The following is a 16719-nucleotide window of genomic DNA, read 5'->3' on the forward strand; positions in this document are numbered from 1 at the left end:
ATATACATTGAAAATCAAAAGAGGAGTAATAATTGACCATGAAGTACTTTCATAAAATTAATCCAGGTTGTTATTTTTTATTGATGGCAATAGTGCTAATGGTCGCTGGTTGTGCGCCAAGTTTTGTGTACAGTCCATCATTAGATTTGCCGGCAAAATCAGTCGGGAAAAATAATATTCAGTTGAATTATGGATTTATCGGACTTCCAGAAACGAGACCTGATGACGCAGGACAGAAAATAAGTTGGGGGACACAGGGTACGGCTCGCTTTGGATTCAGCAATTCAATATCGGGACAATTACGAATTTGGAAAGATGGTTCTGATAATGTTGCAAAAGGAAGAGGCGGGTTATCATTTGGTGCAATTTTCATGCTCAATGATTCAACAAGCGCGACGAGAATCGGTTTGGGTTCGATTGAAGGATTTGTTTGGGATGAAAAAGAAGTTGGTGGTGGTGGCGGTATGGTGCCGGTCATTTTTTGGTTTCCACCTTCTAACCATGTTTCAGTTTATGCCGCAATAGGACCGGCAATTGGCATTAGAAATTTGTACGCGTCTGAATCAAAAAAGCATAGTTCGTGGGGCTTGGGGATCATCACAAATGCAGGAGTTGCTCTCTATGGAGTTTCGGTGTTTCAGATTAATGCAGAAATGACGGGAATATTTCAACTTAACAATTATGATTCTGTCGGGCATTTAATCCTTTCGCCGAGCATTTCTCTTTCTTTGAATTTTTAGTCAAGGATGAATACTCAAACTGTTACACTTGAAGGCACTCATGTCCGTCTTGAACCTCTCTCAATGTACCATCACTCACAACTTTGTGAAATCGGGTTGGATGATGAACTCTGGAAATGGACGATGACTGTGATGAAAACTCCCGACAATATGAAGTCATACATCGAAACTGCGATGAAGTGGCAAGCAGAAGGAACTGCTCTGCCGTTTGCAATCATTGAAAAGAAGTCAAACATGGCAATCGGGAGTACGCGCTACGGAAATATTGAAAGAGCGAACAGACGCTTGGAAATCGGATGGACGTGGATTGCGAGGCAATGGCAACGAACATCAATCAATACAGAAACAAAACTTCTTCTTCTCACTCACGCATTTGAAACGCTTGGTTGCATTCGTGTTGAATTCAAAACAGACTCGCTCAATCAACAATCACGCAACGCACTGCTTCGCATTGGAGCAAAGGAAGAAGGTATATTTCGTAACCACATGATAACTCCAAGCGGACGTTACCGGCACTCGGTCTATTTCAGCATCATCGAAACCGAGTGGCAAAATGTAAAACGGAAGCTTGAAGAGAAAATGAAATAGAAAGCCGCTCACCGGCTCGCAACCTTGTTTTCCGCTGTTGCCCAACTTCAGTTAGGAATTAAGATATGCTTTTGTTACTTTTCAAGAGCAAAAAAGTAAATGCAGAAACCGTCTGTATATATTGAAACTACGATTTTCAGTTACCTCGCATCAAAACCGAGCAAAGATTTAATTATTGCAGGACATCAACAAATTACTCATGAGTGGTGGCAAGATATACGCCCTAAGTATGACTGTTATATTTCTGCATTTGTAGTTCAGGAGATAGAACGCGGCGATGAGGAATCTGCAAAACGGAGATTATCATTTATTAACGAAGCCACCGTGCTTCGGGCAAATGAAGAGATTCGGCAATTAGCGGCAATCTATTTTGAGATTCTTCAGATACCGAGTTCTGCAAAATTGATGCGGCACACCTTGCCATGGCATCGTGGTATCGAATTGATTTTGTTGCCAGTTGGAATTGTAAACATATCGCAAGTGGTCGGGTACAGAAAATACTCTCTTTGATAAACTCTAAACGTAATTTACACACTCCCGTTTTATGTACGCCGGAAGAATTAATGGAGATATAATATGCAAATAGATCCTATAGTTGAAGAAGTTCGAATAATTCGTTTAACGATAGAGGAAGAAAGTCATTTTGATTTCAAGGAAATTTTTGAAAGAGCAAAAGAGAAAGAAGCCCGGATTGATCAGGTTATGATAGACAACCCCATCAAAACGAATAAAGAAGAAGTAATGGCATAGTTGTTTTTACATTGTATTTTTTGATTGCTCGTTTCAAATGCTGTTACTCATTCCGCAACGCCGCAACCGGGTCAACTCGAGCGGCGCGGGAAGCAGGAAAATATCCCGCAAGAAGACTGACGACAACTCCAATCGAAAGCGCAATCAAAATCAGCCAGAGCGGAAGCGCGAATAAATCAATTGGCGTGATGCCTTCATCTTTCATATAACTTTGTGCAACAGCGGAAACGACGCGCGTAATTCCCCAGCCGAACGCAATCCCCGCCGCGGAACCAAGAATTCCGATGACGCCTGACTCAACCAGAAACAACGAACGGATTTCCCGTTCATCAGCTCCAAGCGATTTCAGAATTCCGATTTCTTTCCTCCGTTCGTTCACCGACATGAACATCGTGTTGACAATGCCGAGCGAAGCGGTGACAAGTGCAATCAATCCGATGACACCGAGAGCCAAATCAAAATAAAAAAACGCTCGCTGAATTTCCTCAAACTCTGCCGCAAAACTGAATGTCCTGAATCCCATCGCTTCTATCGAATCGCTGAGCGTTTTGTACATGACTTTCGGGTCGAAATCAATCGTGAGTTTGGAAAAGGTTTTTACGTCGGTGTTCTCAGGATTTGAAAAAAGTGTTCCGGAACTCATTGCGGAAAATATTTCGGTCGGACTTCCACCCAAACCGCCGGTGCTGAATCGTGTTGCGGTGCCGGACGGAATAATAACCTGTTCGATTTTCAGACGACGCCCGCGTGTCGGTTCGCGCACGCCACAAATTGTCAGCGTGTCGCTGATGGTTTCCCGAGCGTGGAGAAAGCCGTTCAGAAATCGTTGAAGCGCTTCGTTTGCTTCCGTCCTGATAAGGTTACTCCGGTAGCGACTGTGAAACAGCGAATCAAAATGAATCCGCTTTAGCCGGTCAATGATAGTTTCTCCATTATCAACAAGAATATGAACGAGTCCGCTATCAACAACCGAGACGCTGACAGAGACCGTAACGGATTTGCCGATTGCAGATTCGGGAGAAGTCCATCCCAACTCTTTCATCAACTCATCCGAAATAATTGCTTGTTTCGAACTATCACTGCTGAATGATGAACCGGCGACAAAGGTGGAAAATAATTTTGTCCGTGTTGCGCTGATTGGCAATGCCTGCGCTTTCGATTCAACTGTTGTATCGTTACAGTGAACTTTCACCGAGAAAGCATCGTACGGATAGACAAGATTGACGCCCGGAACAGCGGCGATGCGCTCGATTGCCGCGTTATCAAGTTTTGCCGGAGGTACTGTGTCGGTCCCGTTTTCTTTCTCTTTCGGATAGACTTGCATCGTTGAGAAGAGTCCGAGTTTGTTGAACTCGTTTTCAATGTACGCCTGATTTCCCGCGCCGAAGGAAAGCATAGAAACAAACGCGGCAATCGCGATGAGAACGCCGGACGTTGTCAGAATCGTACGGAGTTTCATCCGCCACATATTTCCCGAAGAGACAACCAGCAAATCATGGAAGGTCATGCTTGAACCCCTTGTACTGTTTGTGATTCATCGGAAACGATTTTCCCGTACTGCATTCTGATGATGCGATGAGCATTTGCTTTCGCCATTTCAAGATTGTGTGTGACTAACACAATCGTTAAGCCGTTCTTGTTCAGCGAGGTGAGGAGAGAAATTATTTGTTGAGTGTTTTCAAAATCGAGATTGCCCGTTGGTTCATCGGCAAAAAGAATTTCCGGTTGCTTCACGATTGCACGGGCAAGCGCAACACGTTGTTGCTCGCCGCCGGATAAATCTGCAGGGTGATGTGTGATTCTGTCCGACAAACCCAATTGTTCAAGAATTTTGATTGCAAGACGGCGGCGTTCTTTCGGCAGAGTATCATTAAAGAGCAACGCCATTTCCACGTTTTGTAATGCAGTATAGTGGGCAATCAGATTGAATGACTGAAACACCATCCCGACTTTGTGTGCGCGGTACGCAGAACGTTCGCGTCTCGTCATTCCTGTCAACGACATTCCTTCGAATTCGACCACGCCGGATGTTGGCGTATCGAGCCCGGCAAGGAGATTCAGCATGGTAGTTTTGCCTGAGCCAGAAGAACCAACGATGCTGAGAAACTCTCCGCGTTGGACAATCATGGAAGCATCGTCTAATGCACGCACCTCGTGGCTTCCCCGTTTGTAGTAACGACAGAGATTCATTGTTTTAAGGTAAGCGTTGTCCGACATAGCGAACGGAGTTAAAAGTTTAAAGTTAAAAGTGAAAAATGCTTTCTAACCTAAACGACTATTTGAGAACAAAGTTTCAGGCATCATCAGAGATTGGAGGTAACATAAGTTCTTAGCTCTTCGATGCCTCGGCGAAACGTTTGTTCTTCAACCAACAAACTTACAACGAGATTGCCCTCTGTTTGTAAATCAAAAAAGTAACCCGGAAAAAGATGGACATTTCTTTTCTCTAACACCTCAATTGCCCATTCTTCATCTGTCTTAGTTTGAGGAACGTGGAGAATTCCGTACCAGCCACCTTCGCTTTGGTGAGTAGTGAGTGGTGAGTGGTTAGTTAGGGATTGCAAAGAACGATAGTTTGATTTGATTCGGGTTTGAATTTGTTGACGAATGGTTTCACCGCATTGAAGCAGTTTTGGAAGCGCTACTTGTACTGGTGTGTTGATGGAAAGAAACATATCACATAAAACTTCTAACCGTCCACTTGCTTCTTTAACATCGAACCTCGAACCGCCAACCACGAACCATCCCAATTTCATTTGAGGAAGTCCGCACATCTTCGAGATTCCATTGAGTGTGAACGTGAGAACTTCCGATTCTCCTGCTGTTGAAATTATCTCTTGTTCAGAACGAAAAGGGTAGTCAATGAACACTTCATCAACGAGCAATGCAAGGGAATGTTCATGTGCAATCTGTTTGATTGATTCTAACTCGTGGTGTTTGAGAAAACTCCCGGTCGGGTTGTGCGGATTGATGAGGACAATTACTTTTGTCTGTGGAGTGATAGCATCGCGGATTGATTGAATGTCAATCATCCAATCGTCGTTGTAATGCAAATGATAATGACGAAGTTGTACGTCATTAATTTGCGCGAGATACTCAAACAACGGATACGATGGTTGAGGAACAAGAACATTGTCGCCTCCATTACACAACAACTTGAAAAGAAGCGAGTACGATTCGCTTGTGCTTGCCGTGAGAAAAATGTTTGATGAGTCAACTGCAATGCCCCGGACTGAATAATATTCAACTATTGCTTCTCTGGCAGAAAGAAGTCCGCGTGCATCCGGTTCATAACTCAGTGTTCGAGCATCTGAAAGTGCGGAAAGAATTTTCTGCTCAGGATACACGAAGCCGCACTCTGTCGGATTGGAAACAGTGAGGTCAAGGATTGTTTCTCCGTTTGTTTTCTTCTGTTCCAGAAGACGGTGGAGAGCATTTGGTTGGCGATGCCAGTTTGTTCTTGTACTAAAATTCATCTGCACAAACGTACGGGGAAGTTGTAACGAAACAATTCTGATACCTCAATCCATTGCGGTAAAATCTAACAGAAAAAACTGTAACGGGTAACTATTCTACGTTCTTTCCGGTCAACCGCATCAATGCTTCGCAATACAAATCGGAAGTTTTTTGAATGATAGTTTCCGGCATTATTGGTCCGGGAGGTTGCTTGTTAAAGTTAATGGAGAGAAGGTAATCGCGCACAAATTGTTTGTCAAAACTATCCTGCGATTTGCCGGGATGATAGTTCGTGGTTGACCAAAAACGTGAAGAATCCGGTGTGAGAAGTTCATCAATAATGATGAGCCGGTTATCGAAGAAACCGAACTCCATTTTTGTATCGGCGAGAATAATGCCGCGTTGTTCCGCTATCTCGCTCGCTCGTTGATACACGGCGAGAGAAATATCACGCACAAGTTCCGCCGTCTCTTTTCCTATCATCGAAACGGCTTGCTCGAAACTAATATTTTCGTCATGCCCGACATCTGCTTTTGTTGAGGGAGTAAAAATCGGCTCCGGCAATTTTGATGATTCGACCAATCCCCGCGGTAATGAAATTCCACAAACAGTGTTTGTTTTCTTGTATTCGTTCCAACCCGAACCGGCAAGATACCCGCGTACGATACATTCAACAGGAAGCGGTTTCGCCTTTTTTACGACAATACTTCTGCCACGCAGTTCTTCAGCATGCTGTTGACATTCGGAAGGAAAATCTTCAACCTTCGTTGCAACAAGATGATTGGGAATGATTTCTTTCATCTGTTCAAACCAGAAGTTGGAAATCTGATTCAGCACTTTTCCTTTGAGAGGAATCGGTTGTGGCATCACGACATCGAATGCGGAGAGCCGGTCCGTTGCTACGATGAGGAAATGCTCGCCGAGGTCGTACATGTCGCGAACCTTCCCGCGTTTCAAGAATTGAAGATTTGAAAAAGATGTTTCGTACACAGTTCCCTTAGATGTGAGATGTGAGATATGAGATGTGGGTGTTGACATTTTAATTTTTTCCTTTTTACTTTTGAACTGAAGATGTGTGGTCATGAACGACTTTCCATCCGTCATCAAACTTTCGCATCACAAGTGTGAAGACACCTTTGGGATTGTCCTTTTCACGTGTTAACTCCCACGAGCCGAACACCCACGCCGCTTCCTTCGAGAGCATATTGAATTCAAGATTGGAAAACTTCAGCGTTCCCATCTTCGCTTTTGTGTCGTACGATTTTTTATACTTCTCGTTTGTTGCTTTCCACCCGCGTTGGATGTTCCCTCCGCTCGTGAACAGCAAACTGTCTGATTTCCAGTAGCCATGCATGTAGCCATCAAGGTCGCCTTCATTCCATGCGGTTACTTGCTCATCAAGAACGGAGCGGACGGAAGAAAGTTCTTCTGCGTCTTTCTTTCCTTGTGAGAAACCATCTGTCGTTAGCGCGATTAAAAGAAAGAGAAATGGTAAAGTCTTCATACGTTATTCAATAAAATTACATTGTTTGTTAATGGATTTCTTCAAGAGTCTCAAATATTCATTACGCGAAATTTCGATTGCTCCGAACCGTGCGAGATGTGGAGTCATAAATTGCGTATCGAGCAGTTCAAATCCTTGTTGATTCAGCCGCTCAACGAGCGCAACCAATGCGACCTTCGATGCGTCACGCACCCGACTGAACATTGATTCACCGAAGAACACTCCGCCGAGCGCAACTCCGTACAGTCCGCCTGCGAGCGAATGTTCTTTCCATGCTTCAACACTGTGTGCAAATCCCAGATGATGAAGCAGTGTGTAACTCAAAATAATTTCTTTTGAAATCCATGTTTCCTTCCGTTCGCTGCACAACTGCATTACTTTTTCAAACTGTGTGTTGATTCTGATTTCAAATGTCTTCTTATTGATTGTTTGCCGGAGACTTCGCGGCACGTTGAATTTGTCTAACGGGAATATCGCCCGCGCTTCAGGCGAGTACCAACCGATTTCACCTTCACAGGAATCAGCCATCGGGAAGTAACCCTTCGCGTATGCGTTCAGCAAAAGTTCAGGGTCGAGAATCCTGAGTGAGGGTTTGGTATTCGTAGCCATTGATTGTCAGTTGTTTGTTTGTAGTTTCTAGTTTTAGTTTATGGTCATTGGTAATCTCGTTCAACAAAAAACACAAAACTCAAAACTCAAAACTCAAGAACAACTCCATGCTTGATTGTTCGATACACATGATTCTCACCGAAGTGATACGGTAAAAATTTGTAATCGGGAATATCGAAAATCACTACATCGGCTTTCTTACCAACTTCAATGCTTCCGTACTCGTGCGAACGGTTGAGTGCGGTGGCGGCGTTAAGTGTTGTCGCCGTGATGGTTTCTTCCGGCGTCATCTTCATGTGTGTGCAGGCAATCGTCATCATCATGGGCATACTGTACGACATGCAGGAACCGGGATTGAAGTCAGTAGCGATTGCTACAGGAACTCCTGCATCAATCATAGTTCTTGCCGGCGCATATTGATGATTCAAAAAGAATGAAACACCGGGCAACAACACAGCAACCGTTTGAGAATCCGCCAACGCTTTGATGCCTGTATCGGAAATATGTTCGAGATGGTCAACGGAGATTGCGTTCATCCGTGCCGCCAACTCCGAGCCGCCAAGAGGAGAAAGTTCCTCCGCGTGAAGTTTCAACGCCAGCCCGGCTTGCTTGGCTGAAGAAAGAATCGTCTCCGTTTCCTGTAAATCAAAATATCCGCGTTCACAAAAGACATCACAAAACTCAGCAAGGTTCCGTCCGGCGATGTACGGAATCATTTTTTCCGTGATGAGCCGGATATATTCGCCTTTGTTTTCTTTGAACTCCGGCGGAACTGCATGTGCGCCGAGAAATGTCGAAACAACGGTCATCACTTCTTCTCTGCCGAGTTCGGTAATCGCTTCGAGCATTTTGATTTCGTTATCCATATCGAGTCCGTAGCCGCTCTTTATTTCGACGACTGTTGTTCCCTGCTTCAACATATTGTTGATGTATCGTCGTGCGGGTTTCTTCAATTCTTTTTTGGATGAGGCGCGAACGCGACGAACTGTGTTGAGAATTCCGCCGCCCCGTTCCGCAATTTCCTGATATGTCGCTCCGGCAGAACGCATCGCAAACTCTTCTTCGCGGCTTGCCGCAAATACAAGGTGTGTGTGCGAATCAACAAAACCGGGCATGACGACCATGTTCGTGCAATCAACAACATCCGTTTCCTTCATGTCTCCCGTCGAAAAGTCTTCCATCCGACCGACCCAGATTATTGTTTCGTCTTCAATCAGCACCGCGCCGTTTTCGATGATGCCGAGATCGCGCATCTCTGCACCAATCTTTACACGTTTTCCATGCGATGCGACTGTGACAAGTTGTTTGATGTTGGTGAGAGCGAGATTCATTCTTTTGATTTCGGATTGCGAATTTTCTATTTCGGATTAAAAACTGAGCAAAGATACTGAAAAAGGAAAGGTTTTACAATCAACCCGTTACAACACAATTCTGTACAAGAGCCATTCTTTCATCTGCTTCGCACCGAGTTTGTCATAGAAATTAATTGCAGGTGTATTCCAATCTAACACCGTCCACTCCACGCGACCGCATTTTCGTTTACGCGCCTCTTTGACCAACACGTCGAAAAATTTTTTGCCAATGCCAAAACGACGGTACTCTTCGAGAACAAAAATATCTTCGAGGTAGAGTGTTGGCTTGGCAAGAAATGATGAATATGTTTCAAAGATGATAGCGTAGCCGACAGGTTTGTCATCAACAAAAGCTAGGAACGCGTCGAAGCGTTTCCGTTTTCCGAACGCGTCTTCGATGAGACGTAGCCTTGCCGTGCGTGTCGGACGTTTGAGTTTCTCGTAGTCTGCAAGCGCGTCAAGAAGTGTGAGAAATATTTTGCTGTCGCTCTTTGTTGCCGGACGAATGTAAATGGTTGATTGTAATGTTTTTTTTGTCATGGTTAGTTGTACCGTAGTTCGGGTTGCAGTTTCAGGGATGATTTGCATGATGTCGGAAACTCATCTTCGCGAATTTATTTAGAGATTTCCTGTTCCAACGCGGCGTTCAGATTCGGAAATGCCGCGTTATTTTTTGTCAATTCGATATACTTGGAAAAAAAATCCATCGGTCCGAGCGAGAGTGTTTCTATGAGAGATGAGCGGCCAAGTTCTTTGTCAATCGTTCTTGCGATATACATTCCTGTCATCGAACCGTAACTCTCCCAAAAGCCGCTCAGGTTTGCCGAGCGAATCAACTCGGATAACCGTGAGCCGGACGTGCGCGGAGAAAGTAATTCTTTCGCGTTCTTGTTGAATGTCATGAAGACTTCACGCATTCGCGAATCCCAATCGTGCGGCAAGCGTCCGCGACCTTGTTGCTCAAGCGAAAGATAATACGCAATTCCTTCGTTGTGTGTCAGGTCGAGTAAAATATCAATTGGGCGTTGGTGAGTTCGTTCGTAGAGTTTCCACGTGGGTGAATTTTCTTTATACACGCCGAACGCCGCATGAAATACTTCGTGCGCAACGACGCCGAGCAGTTCAATAAATCGTTCTTCAAGATTATCAGAATACTTTACTGCCTGAGCAAGATTGATGACAATTGTTAACTCACCCTCATCCTCACCGACAAACCTTGGCATATCACCATCCCAGGCAATTCTTCGAACATACGCGTCGACATTTTCATGTCCGAGCGCAACAATGAACACCGGGATTCTTGCCGAAACTTCCACATCGCGCGGGAAAATTTGCTCAACCGTCGCCATAACTCTCCTGCTGAAGTTTCTCCGTTTCAGAGCGTCAAGCATCTCCCTGATTGCGGTAACGTTTCGTTTTGCGTCTTCAAGATTATAAACATCCGTTTGAAAATAGAGACGGTGTTTCAACGTGTCGAGGTTGTTCTTCAACAAATACGCGCCGATTCCCTTCGATTCAATCATTCCCGTTGTGGATGTTGCAATCGTGTTCCCGCGTAGCGATGCAATCTCTCCCGTGTTCACGAACTGGTCTTCGTACAACCGGATACATTCTTCCGCCGATGCGTAATCAATCATCAGGTCAACATCAAATTGTTCTTCCTGAGATTGTGCTAAGGAAACAACAACAACAAAAGAAATAATCTTGAGAAAAAAATATGGATGTAGATAGTTCACTGTTTTGGTAACGGCTTCTTCAACGTAATGCTAATGGAGCGGGTTCCTGTTTCAAATTCGATGTCACCCGAATCTTCAACAGCGGTTTCGCGACGGTTGAGTGTCGCTCGTTCAATTTCGTTTTCCTTGAACGGAAGCCGGAGAACAAATCCATCCGGTGGTTCAACATCGCCCGAAAGTTTAAACGAAATTTTCTTTCCGTCTTTGCCAACAAGAATTGTATATGATATCGTTCCCCAATGAGTCGGCATGTTTTCTATTTGAATTTTCTCTCCTGCATGTAACCATACTTTCGGAATCCCCGCGCCAAGAATAAGCCGTTCTTTTTCTTCATACAAGAGACAAGCGCGAATTACGCACATCGTGCTTGCCGCCGCATTGCTTGAATGAATGACACCGTTTGTAGCATAGATTGAATTCGTGTCAATTTTGCTGGTTTTGTCGGCAGTTGGAGCGTGTTTTTCCAATTTCTTGAGTGCGTTTTTAAATCGTTTCACATCGTCCCGCTCCTCAAGTTGTCGCGCAAGAAATACAGCCTCATGTAATTCATTGATAAACAGGGAATCGTTTTGGTGTTGTTCAGCAACGGCGAGGATTGATTTCCACGCCAACTTCAAAAAATCTATGTCCCGTGTGAAACGATAAAACGTTGCCGCTTGTGAAATGTATTGTTCTGATTGGAAAGAAGGGTTCATCAAATTCTGCCTGACAATTTCATTGAAGCCGGATTGCAGCAGCGCTTGAAGGCTCTGTGAATAATCGAATGCTTCACCTTTTTCATCCGGGACGGGACCGCTTTGCAACATTTCATTGTCCATGTCAATCAGAAGATACGCAAGCGAAACGAAGTAGGAGTTTTCGACACGTTCATCAGGCAACGAAATATTCACCGCATCCTTTCTCAAACGCCGCTCCCAATATCGTGCGACATCCGTTTCTTCCGACTCAGCATTCAACCTTCGCAGGCGCGTCATTTCCTCTTTTGATTTTTTGAACGACATCGGAATTTGCACTGTCGTTTGCCAGCGCCTTCTCGATTCCGAACAGGAAACAGGAAATACAAACGCGCACGAAACATTGTTCTGCCGACTACTCAATGTTTCTATCTGCAAAGAATCATTTCGTTTGTTTGATTGTATCACCTTGCTTAACATTGACGAGTCGTCCCGAGACAACTCAAAAAATACATCCGGCGCTTCATCAAACAACATTGTGAGCGAATCATTCACACTCACCGACATTGATGTTTTATCAAAAAGAACAGAACTGACTGCGCCCGCATTACCATCTACTAAGGTCGGACGAAGCACAAGAACAAGTTTTGCATTTGCTTGGGTCGGTAAATTGTTTTGTACGATGATACGGCAATAGGCAACTGCATCCTCATCAACGTCGCCGTGCGAGTTGACAAAGAGATGTGTCTCGACACTGAAGTTTCCGGCAGGATAAGAAAATATTGAGATTGGTAAATAACCTTTTTTCAACGAGGCAACACATTCACTTGATAGAAGTTGTTCCGGTATATATAATTGTTTTGATTCAGCATCAAACAGCCAGATGGAAATTGTGAATGGAAGGTTTGTCGCTCCGAATGAACCATCTATACTGCGAAGTACTTCGTGCATTCCGTTTTCCATTCCGACCATCGTCCAAACCCGTTCTTGTGCGGGTGCATCTGAGCAAACAACCGCAACCACAAAGGACACAAAGAGGCACCAAGTTGTCAGTTTTTGTTTTAATAGATAAATCGTTTCCATTCGAGTCTCCCCGTGCTTCCAAAATTGATAAGTAAACCTACTCGCATACCTGTTGCTTTCAAATAGTTAAGAATTCGTGCTTCTTCTCTTTTTGTTTAAACAATAATTGTACGACCAAATCTGCTCAAAATAATTTTATTTAAATACCAGTTGTCCATCGCGAGGGTTCACGATTCGTTATCGAAATAGCGACGTGCATCCCTTCTTGCTTCTTCGATTATTTTTTCAGTGATTCTGAACTTCTTTTCTGAAATCAATTTTTCCACCGCATCTTTCAAAACAATTATTTTGAGAGTTTCAAATATCGCCAAGAGCCCAATTGTTCCTTTCACACTTCTTCCTTCTCTCATGGCAATTTTTCTTCCCTTTTTCTCATCCATGAGTATAACTGTTGCTTCAAGTTGCTTCGCTTGTGAAATGACTTCAGATTCTCCATAGTGCAAACCTGCCAAACGAAGTATTTCGACCTCTGCTGAATCATAATCATCACAAGGTAAAAAGAATTTCCCGGAAATCAATTCACTTATCGCATCGCGAAGATTTGTCCGTTCGTTCCTTTCGATAAATTCATTCCGAACTGATACAGGAACATGAATTCTGTGAAACAGATTTGTGAGCTCCCATAAAAGGTTTAGATGATGAAGACCAATAAGTACAGAGGTATCAATGACTGCAGTCGGTAGATTCTTCTCCACGGTTATTTTTTCGATGCTAACATTGCAAAGAGCACTATCCCGAGTCCAGCCAAAAGCAACGCTTGCTCATTTGCCTTTTTTTTCTTTTTCGTTTTCAACAGTTGTACAATATGGTCTTCGATAATTCCTAATTGTAATTCGTTTGGGTTAAACTCAACCCACTGGTCTCTGTTTTTCACCGAGGAGAGTTTTACACCCTTTTCATAAATAGGGATCACGAGTTTTCCCTTTCCTTCAGCATAAGCAAGTTCTTCCCTTACTTGCGGTGTAAACTTGGAAGTAAGAAAAACCAGAACACTGTCAGAAATGTCTATTCGATGTTTTGTTTCATCCGTTATTCGAACACCGTTTCGCTGAGGTAGCAGAACATTTATTCCATTGACAGATGCTAATGTTTGGAGCCGATAAACAACAACTTGTTCTGTCGGGGAAGTATCATAGCTTATAAATGTTGTGTAAGACATCAAGTTTATCCTTATTTCTCTTGAATATATTCATTGACAATTTAAGAAACAATGCTTCTTTTTTCAACTTAACATCGGAATATTCACATCAAACTTCTTTGCATTCGCAATCGCCCGTTCATATCCTGCATCAGTATGCCTAACGATTCCCATTCCCGGGTCGTACGTTAATACGCGATCGAGCCGTCGTTCCGCTTCTTTTGTTCCGTCAGCAACGACAACCATTCCCGCGTGAATACTCATTCCGATTCCGACTCCGCCGCCATGATGCACACTTACCCAACTTGCGCCGCCTACAGCATTAAGCAACGCGTTGAGGATGGGCCAATCGGCAATCGCATCGCTACCGTCTTTCATCTTTTCCGTTTCACGATTTGGCGATGCAACCGAACCACAATCGAGATGGTCACGACCAATCACAATTGGCGCTTTCACTTCACCACGCGCAACAAGTTCATTGAAGATTTTTCCCATCTTTGCACGCTCTCCGTAACCAAGCCAACAAATACGCGCCGGCAATCCCTGAAAACTGACTTCCTTTTGTGCTTTTTCAATCCAACGGCACAGCGGTTTGTTTTCCGGAAATGTTTCAAGCACTGCTCTGTCTGTTCGGTAAATATCTTCCGCTTCTCCTGAGAGAGCCGCCCAGCGGAACGGACCTTTCCCGTCGCAGAACAACGGGCGAATATACTCTGGCACAAAGCCGGGAATATCGAAGGCGTTGGTCAATCCGTTTGCCAATGCTTCGCCGCGAATATTGTTTCCATAATCGAATGTTACCGCTCCGTGCTTTTGCAACGCAAGCATCGCCTGAACATGTTCAACAATGGATGCTCGTGCAAGTTTCTTGTATTGTTCAGGATTTGATTTTCTTAGTTCCAGCGCTTCTTCATACTTCATGTGAGCGGGAACGTAACCGTTCAACGTGTCGTGTGTGGATGTCTGGTCGGTCAACACATCAACATGAATATTGCGTGCGGCAAGTTCGGGAAGAACTTCCGCCGCATTGCCGAGCAGTGCAACTGATTTCGGTTCTTTCAACTCTTTTGCTGTTTGAAGAATCGCCAACGCTTCATCAAGCGATTCAGCAATTGCATCAACATACTTTGTCTTCAATCTCTTTTCGATACGCGATCGGTCAACTTCGATGGCAAGACATGCGGCTCCGTTCATCGTTGCGGCGAGCGGTTGTGCGCCACCCATACCGCCGAGTCCGGCGGTGACGAGCAATCTCCCTGCAAGCGAGCCGCCGAAATATTTTTCTGCACACGCGGCAAACGTTTCATAGGTTCCCTGCAAAATTCCTTGTGAACCGATATAAATCCAACTGCCGGCGGTCATTTGTCCGTACATTGTTAAACCGAGCGCTTCGAGTCTGCGAAACTCATCCCACGTCGCCCAATGCGGAACGAGCATCGAATTGGAAATAAGAACGCGCGGCGCATCCGTATGCGTTTTGAAAACGCCCACCGGCTTTCCTGACTGGACGAGAAGTGTTTCGTCGTTCTCTAACTTTTTCAGTGTGCTTACAATTGCATCGAAACATTCCCAATTGCGAGCGGCTTTTCCGGTTCCGCCATAGACGATGAGTTCGTCCGGCTTCTCGGCAACTTCTGGGTCAAGATTGTTCATTAACATACGCAAGGCGGCTTCCTGAATCCAGCCCTTGCAATTGAGTTGTGTTCCTCGCGGACTTATTATTGTTCTGTTCATTGTTTTGAGTTTCGGGTGTTGAGTTTTGATTCTTTGTTATTTGCTGGTTGATTTGTAAGCGATGGCGGAAATTTCAATTCGCGCATCTTTTGGCAACGCGGCAACCTGCACCGTTGCACGTGTAGGATAATTTCCTTCCTGAAAATGCTTGGCGTACACAGCGTTCATCTTTGCAAAATCGTTGATGTCTTTGAGATAAACTGTTGTCGAAACGACATCGCTTGAATCGTAGCCTGCGCTTTTCAGTATATTCATCAGATTGTGTAATGCTTGTTTTGTTTCCGTTTCGATGTCGGCGGTTTCGAGTTTTCCTGTTTCGGAATTCAAGGCAATCTGACCTGAAACAAAAAGAAAATTCCCGACCTGCTGCGCCGGGCTGTACGGTCCTATTGTCTTCGCATCGGTGATTGCTCTTTGCTCCATCATGGATGCAAGTTCTTCTCTTATCACCTCTTGAATTTGTTGTTTGCTCGGCGCGCATCCAATCACTATCACACATATCATTATGTATGGAAATATTTTGTTTAATGTCATTTGTCAATCGTCATTTGTAATTTGTGATTGGTGAGTAGTGAGTGGTTAGTAGAGAGTTACTGCTCTTTGCTCTACGCCCTACGCTCTCATCTCACAGCTTAAAGTTTATATCCTATCTTCCTGAGAAATTCTTTCCGGTGCTTAATGTCGTTTTCCGTTTCGATTCCTTTCGATTTCTCTCCATCAATTACTCCCAAAATTCCGCGTCCCTGTTCTGATTCCGCAACGATGACTTGTACGGAATTTCCCGTTGCGCAAAATATTCCACAAACTTCAGGAACGTTCCTGATGGTGTTAAGAATGTTAACCGGAAACCCGCTCTCCATAAAAATGATAAATGAATGTCCGCACGAAAGAGAGAACGCGTTCGACTTCGCAAGCGCAATCAGTTTTTCATCATTGCCGGAAAACCGGACGAGACACGGACCTGACGCTTCACAGAACGCAACGCCAAACTTCATGTTCGGATTCGTTGAGACGATTGCCTCATGAATATCCTCCACGGTTTTGATGAAATGCGACTGACCGAGAATGAAATTCATGTCTGCAGGTTTTTCTACCGGGATAAGTTTGATGTCCATATCGTTCCTTTTTGAATTGATTTTCAACAGTATAAGCGTGTGGGGGAAAATTTCGCCAAATTATTCCGAAAAACAAATTCCCGAAAGAAAATACTTTTGATCCTTATCCCCGCTATAGACACCCCAATAATCATGTAACCTATTGAACAATAACGCGTATGACTGTTAGACGAATTCACCGGATGGGTGAAATATCAGGAAAATAGAACTTTTCACATTGATGCGAATACAAATAGTACC

The 16719-nt window shown here is 44.2% G+C and carries 20 protein-coding genes; 4 read left to right on the forward strand and 16 right to left on the reverse strand.

Annotated elements, in window-relative coordinates:
• Nucleotides 1-83: 83 nt before the first annotated feature.
• The 4 genes from HY960_07635 (at nt 84) to HY960_07650 (ending at nt 2078) form a co-directional block, all read left to right on the forward strand.
• Nucleotides 84-740 (forward strand): hypothetical protein, encoded by a 657-nt coding sequence (locus tag HY960_07635; protein ID MBI5215611.1) that lies wholly within the window; start codon nt 84-86, stop codon nt 738-740.
• Between the two features lie 6 nt (nt 741-746).
• Nucleotides 747-1328 carry a GNAT family N-acetyltransferase gene (locus tag HY960_07640; protein ID MBI5215612.1) on the forward strand — a complete coding sequence of 194 codons (582 nt, stop codon included), beginning with the start codon at nt 747-749 and terminating at the stop codon, nt 1326-1328.
• A gap of 99 nt (nt 1329-1427) precedes the next feature.
• A complete protein-coding gene (locus HY960_07645) occupies nt 1428-1838 on the forward strand; it encodes a hypothetical protein (protein MBI5215613.1) in 411 nt (136 codons plus the stop codon).
• A 66-nt stretch (nt 1839-1904) separates the two neighbouring features.
• Nucleotides 1905-2078 (forward strand): hypothetical protein, encoded by a 174-nt coding sequence (locus HY960_07650; GenBank protein ID MBI5215614.1) that lies wholly within the window; start codon nt 1905-1907, stop codon nt 2076-2078.
• 43 nt (nt 2079-2121) lie between these two features.
• Here the strand turns inward: HY960_07650 and HY960_07655 are convergent, their stop codons facing one another.
• The 16 genes from HY960_07655 to HY960_07730 all read right to left on the reverse strand — a co-directional run bounded on the left by HY960_07655 (nt 2122) and on the right by HY960_07730 (nt 16479).
• Nucleotides 2122-3585 carry an ABC transporter permease gene (locus tag HY960_07655; protein ID MBI5215615.1) on the reverse strand — a complete coding sequence of 488 codons (1464 nt, stop codon included), beginning with the start codon at nt 3583-3585 and terminating at the stop codon, nt 2122-2124.
• A complete protein-coding gene (locus HY960_07660) occupies nt 3582-4268 on the reverse strand; it encodes an ABC transporter ATP-binding protein (GenBank protein ID MBI5215616.1) in 687 nt (228 codons plus the stop codon). The genes HY960_07655 and HY960_07660 overlap by 4 nt, the downstream gene beginning before the upstream one ends.
• 113 nt (nt 4269-4381) lie before the next feature.
• A complete protein-coding gene (locus HY960_07665) occupies nt 4382-5554 on the reverse strand; it encodes a pyridoxal phosphate-dependent aminotransferase (protein MBI5215617.1) in 1173 nt (390 codons plus the stop codon).
• A gap of 91 nt (nt 5555-5645) precedes the next feature.
• A complete protein-coding gene (locus tag HY960_07670) occupies nt 5646-6572 on the reverse strand; it encodes a phosphoribosylaminoimidazolesuccinocarboxamide synthase (GenBank protein ID MBI5215618.1) in 927 nt (308 codons plus the stop codon).
• A 16-nt stretch (nt 6573-6588) separates the two neighbouring features.
• Nucleotides 6589-7038 (reverse strand): nuclear transport factor 2 family protein, encoded by a 450-nt coding sequence (locus tag HY960_07675; protein MBI5215619.1) that lies wholly within the window; start codon nt 7036-7038, stop codon nt 6589-6591.
• A gap of 3 nt (nt 7039-7041) precedes the next feature.
• On the reverse strand, nt 7042-7647 hold the full coding sequence (locus HY960_07680; GenBank protein MBI5215620.1) for a leucyl/phenylalanyl-tRNA--protein transferase: 606 nt from the start codon (nt 7645-7647) through the stop codon (nt 7042-7044).
• Between the two features lie 86 nt (nt 7648-7733).
• Nucleotides 7734-8978, reverse strand: coding sequence for an imidazolonepropionase (locus HY960_07685; protein ID MBI5215621.1), 1245 nt, complete (start codon nt 8976-8978; stop codon nt 7734-7736).
• Nucleotides 8979-9065: 87 nt separating this feature from the next.
• Complete coding sequence (locus tag HY960_07690) at nt 9066-9539, reverse strand: GNAT family N-acetyltransferase (protein ID MBI5215622.1); 474 nt, start codon at nt 9537-9539, stop codon at nt 9066-9068.
• A 74-nt stretch (nt 9540-9613) separates the two neighbouring features.
• Nucleotides 9614-10735 carry a hypothetical protein gene (locus tag HY960_07695; GenBank protein MBI5215623.1) on the reverse strand — a complete coding sequence of 374 codons (1122 nt, stop codon included), beginning with the start codon at nt 10733-10735 and terminating at the stop codon, nt 9614-9616.
• A complete protein-coding gene (locus tag HY960_07700; GenBank protein ID MBI5215624.1) occupies nt 10732-12441 on the reverse strand; it encodes a hypothetical protein in 1710 nt (569 codons plus the stop codon). The genes HY960_07695 and HY960_07700 overlap by 4 nt, the downstream gene beginning before the upstream one ends.
• A 29-nt stretch (nt 12442-12470) precedes the next feature.
• Nucleotides 12471-12566, reverse strand: a complete 96-nt coding sequence (locus HY960_07705; GenBank protein MBI5215625.1) for a hypothetical protein — start codon at nt 12564-12566, stop codon at nt 12471-12473.
• 93 nt (nt 12567-12659) lie between these two features.
• Nucleotides 12660-13187: a hypothetical protein gene (locus HY960_07710; GenBank protein MBI5215626.1), complete on the reverse strand. Its 528-nt coding sequence runs from the start codon at nt 13185-13187 to the stop codon at nt 12660-12662.
• Between the two features lie 2 nt (nt 13188-13189).
• Complete coding sequence (locus HY960_07715) at nt 13190-13651, reverse strand: toll/interleukin-1 receptor domain-containing protein (GenBank protein MBI5215627.1); 462 nt, start codon at nt 13649-13651, stop codon at nt 13190-13192.
• A gap of 63 nt (nt 13652-13714) precedes the next feature.
• Nucleotides 13715-15364 carry a urocanate hydratase gene (hutU, locus tag HY960_07720; GenBank protein MBI5215628.1) on the reverse strand — a complete coding sequence of 550 codons (1650 nt, stop codon included), beginning with the start codon at nt 15362-15364 and terminating at the stop codon, nt 13715-13717.
• Nucleotides 15365-15400: 36 nt separating this feature from the next.
• Nucleotides 15401-15790 (reverse strand): deaminase, encoded by a 390-nt coding sequence (locus HY960_07725; GenBank protein ID MBI5215629.1) that lies wholly within the window; start codon nt 15788-15790, stop codon nt 15401-15403.
• A 206-nt stretch (nt 15791-15996) separates the two neighbouring features.
• Complete coding sequence (locus HY960_07730) at nt 15997-16479, reverse strand: adenosine-specific kinase (GenBank protein ID MBI5215630.1); 483 nt, start codon at nt 16477-16479, stop codon at nt 15997-15999.
• Between the last annotated feature and the right edge of the window lie 240 nt (nt 16480-16719).

Source organism: Ignavibacteriota bacterium (assembly GCA_016212665.1).
Classification (GTDB): Bacteria; Bacteroidota; Ignavibacteria; order UBA10030; family SZUA-254; genus FW602-bin19.

Excerpts from the sequence above, each read along its gene's own strand:
- HY960_07730 (MBI5215630.1), bottom strand. The coding sequence starts at position 16,479 with ATGGACATCAAACTTATCCCGGTAGAAAAACCTGCAGACATGAATTTC.
- HY960_07660 (MBI5215616.1), bottom strand. The coding sequence starts at position 4,268 with ATGAATCTCTGTCGTTACTACAAACGGGGAAGCCACGAGGTGCGTGCA.
- HY960_07650 (MBI5215614.1), top strand. The coding sequence starts at position 1,905 with ATGCAAATAGATCCTATAGTTGAAGAAGTTCGAATAATTCGTTTAACG.
- HY960_07655 (MBI5215615.1), bottom strand. The coding sequence starts at position 3,585 with ATGACCTTCCATGATTTGCTGGTTGTCTCTTCGGGAAATATGTGGCGG.
- HY960_07685 (MBI5215621.1), bottom strand. The coding sequence starts at position 8,978 with ATGAATCTCGCTCTCACCAACATCAAACAACTTGTCACAGTCGCATCG.
- HY960_07715 (MBI5215627.1), bottom strand. The coding sequence starts at position 13,651 with ATGTCTTACACAACATTTATAAGCTATGATACTTCCCCGACAGAACAA.
- HY960_07680 (MBI5215620.1), bottom strand. The coding sequence starts at position 7,647 with ATGGCTACGAATACCAAACCCTCACTCAGGATTCTCGACCCTGAACTT.
- hutU (MBI5215628.1), bottom strand. The coding sequence starts at position 15,364 with ATGAACAGAACAATAATAAGTCCGCGAGGAACACAACTCAATTGCAAG.
- HY960_07725 (MBI5215629.1), bottom strand. The coding sequence starts at position 15,790 with ATGATGGAGCAAAGAGCAATCACCGATGCGAAGACAATAGGACCGTAC.
- HY960_07665 (MBI5215617.1), bottom strand. The coding sequence starts at position 5,554 with ATGAATTTTAGTACAAGAACAAACTGGCATCGCCAACCAAATGCTCTC.
- HY960_07670 (MBI5215618.1), bottom strand. The coding sequence starts at position 6,572 with ATGTCAACACCCACATCTCATATCTCACATCTCACATCTAAGGGAACT.
- HY960_07690 (MBI5215622.1), bottom strand. The coding sequence starts at position 9,539 with ATGACAAAAAAAACATTACAATCAACCATTTACATTCGTCCGGCAACA.
- HY960_07635 (MBI5215611.1), top strand. The coding sequence starts at position 84 with ATGGCAATAGTGCTAATGGTCGCTGGTTGTGCGCCAAGTTTTGTGTAC.
- HY960_07675 (MBI5215619.1), bottom strand. The coding sequence starts at position 7,038 with ATGAAGACTTTACCATTTCTCTTTCTTTTAATCGCGCTAACGACAGAT.
- HY960_07640 (MBI5215612.1), top strand. The coding sequence starts at position 747 with ATGAATACTCAAACTGTTACACTTGAAGGCACTCATGTCCGTCTTGAA.
- HY960_07645 (MBI5215613.1), top strand. The coding sequence starts at position 1,428 with ATGCAGAAACCGTCTGTATATATTGAAACTACGATTTTCAGTTACCTC.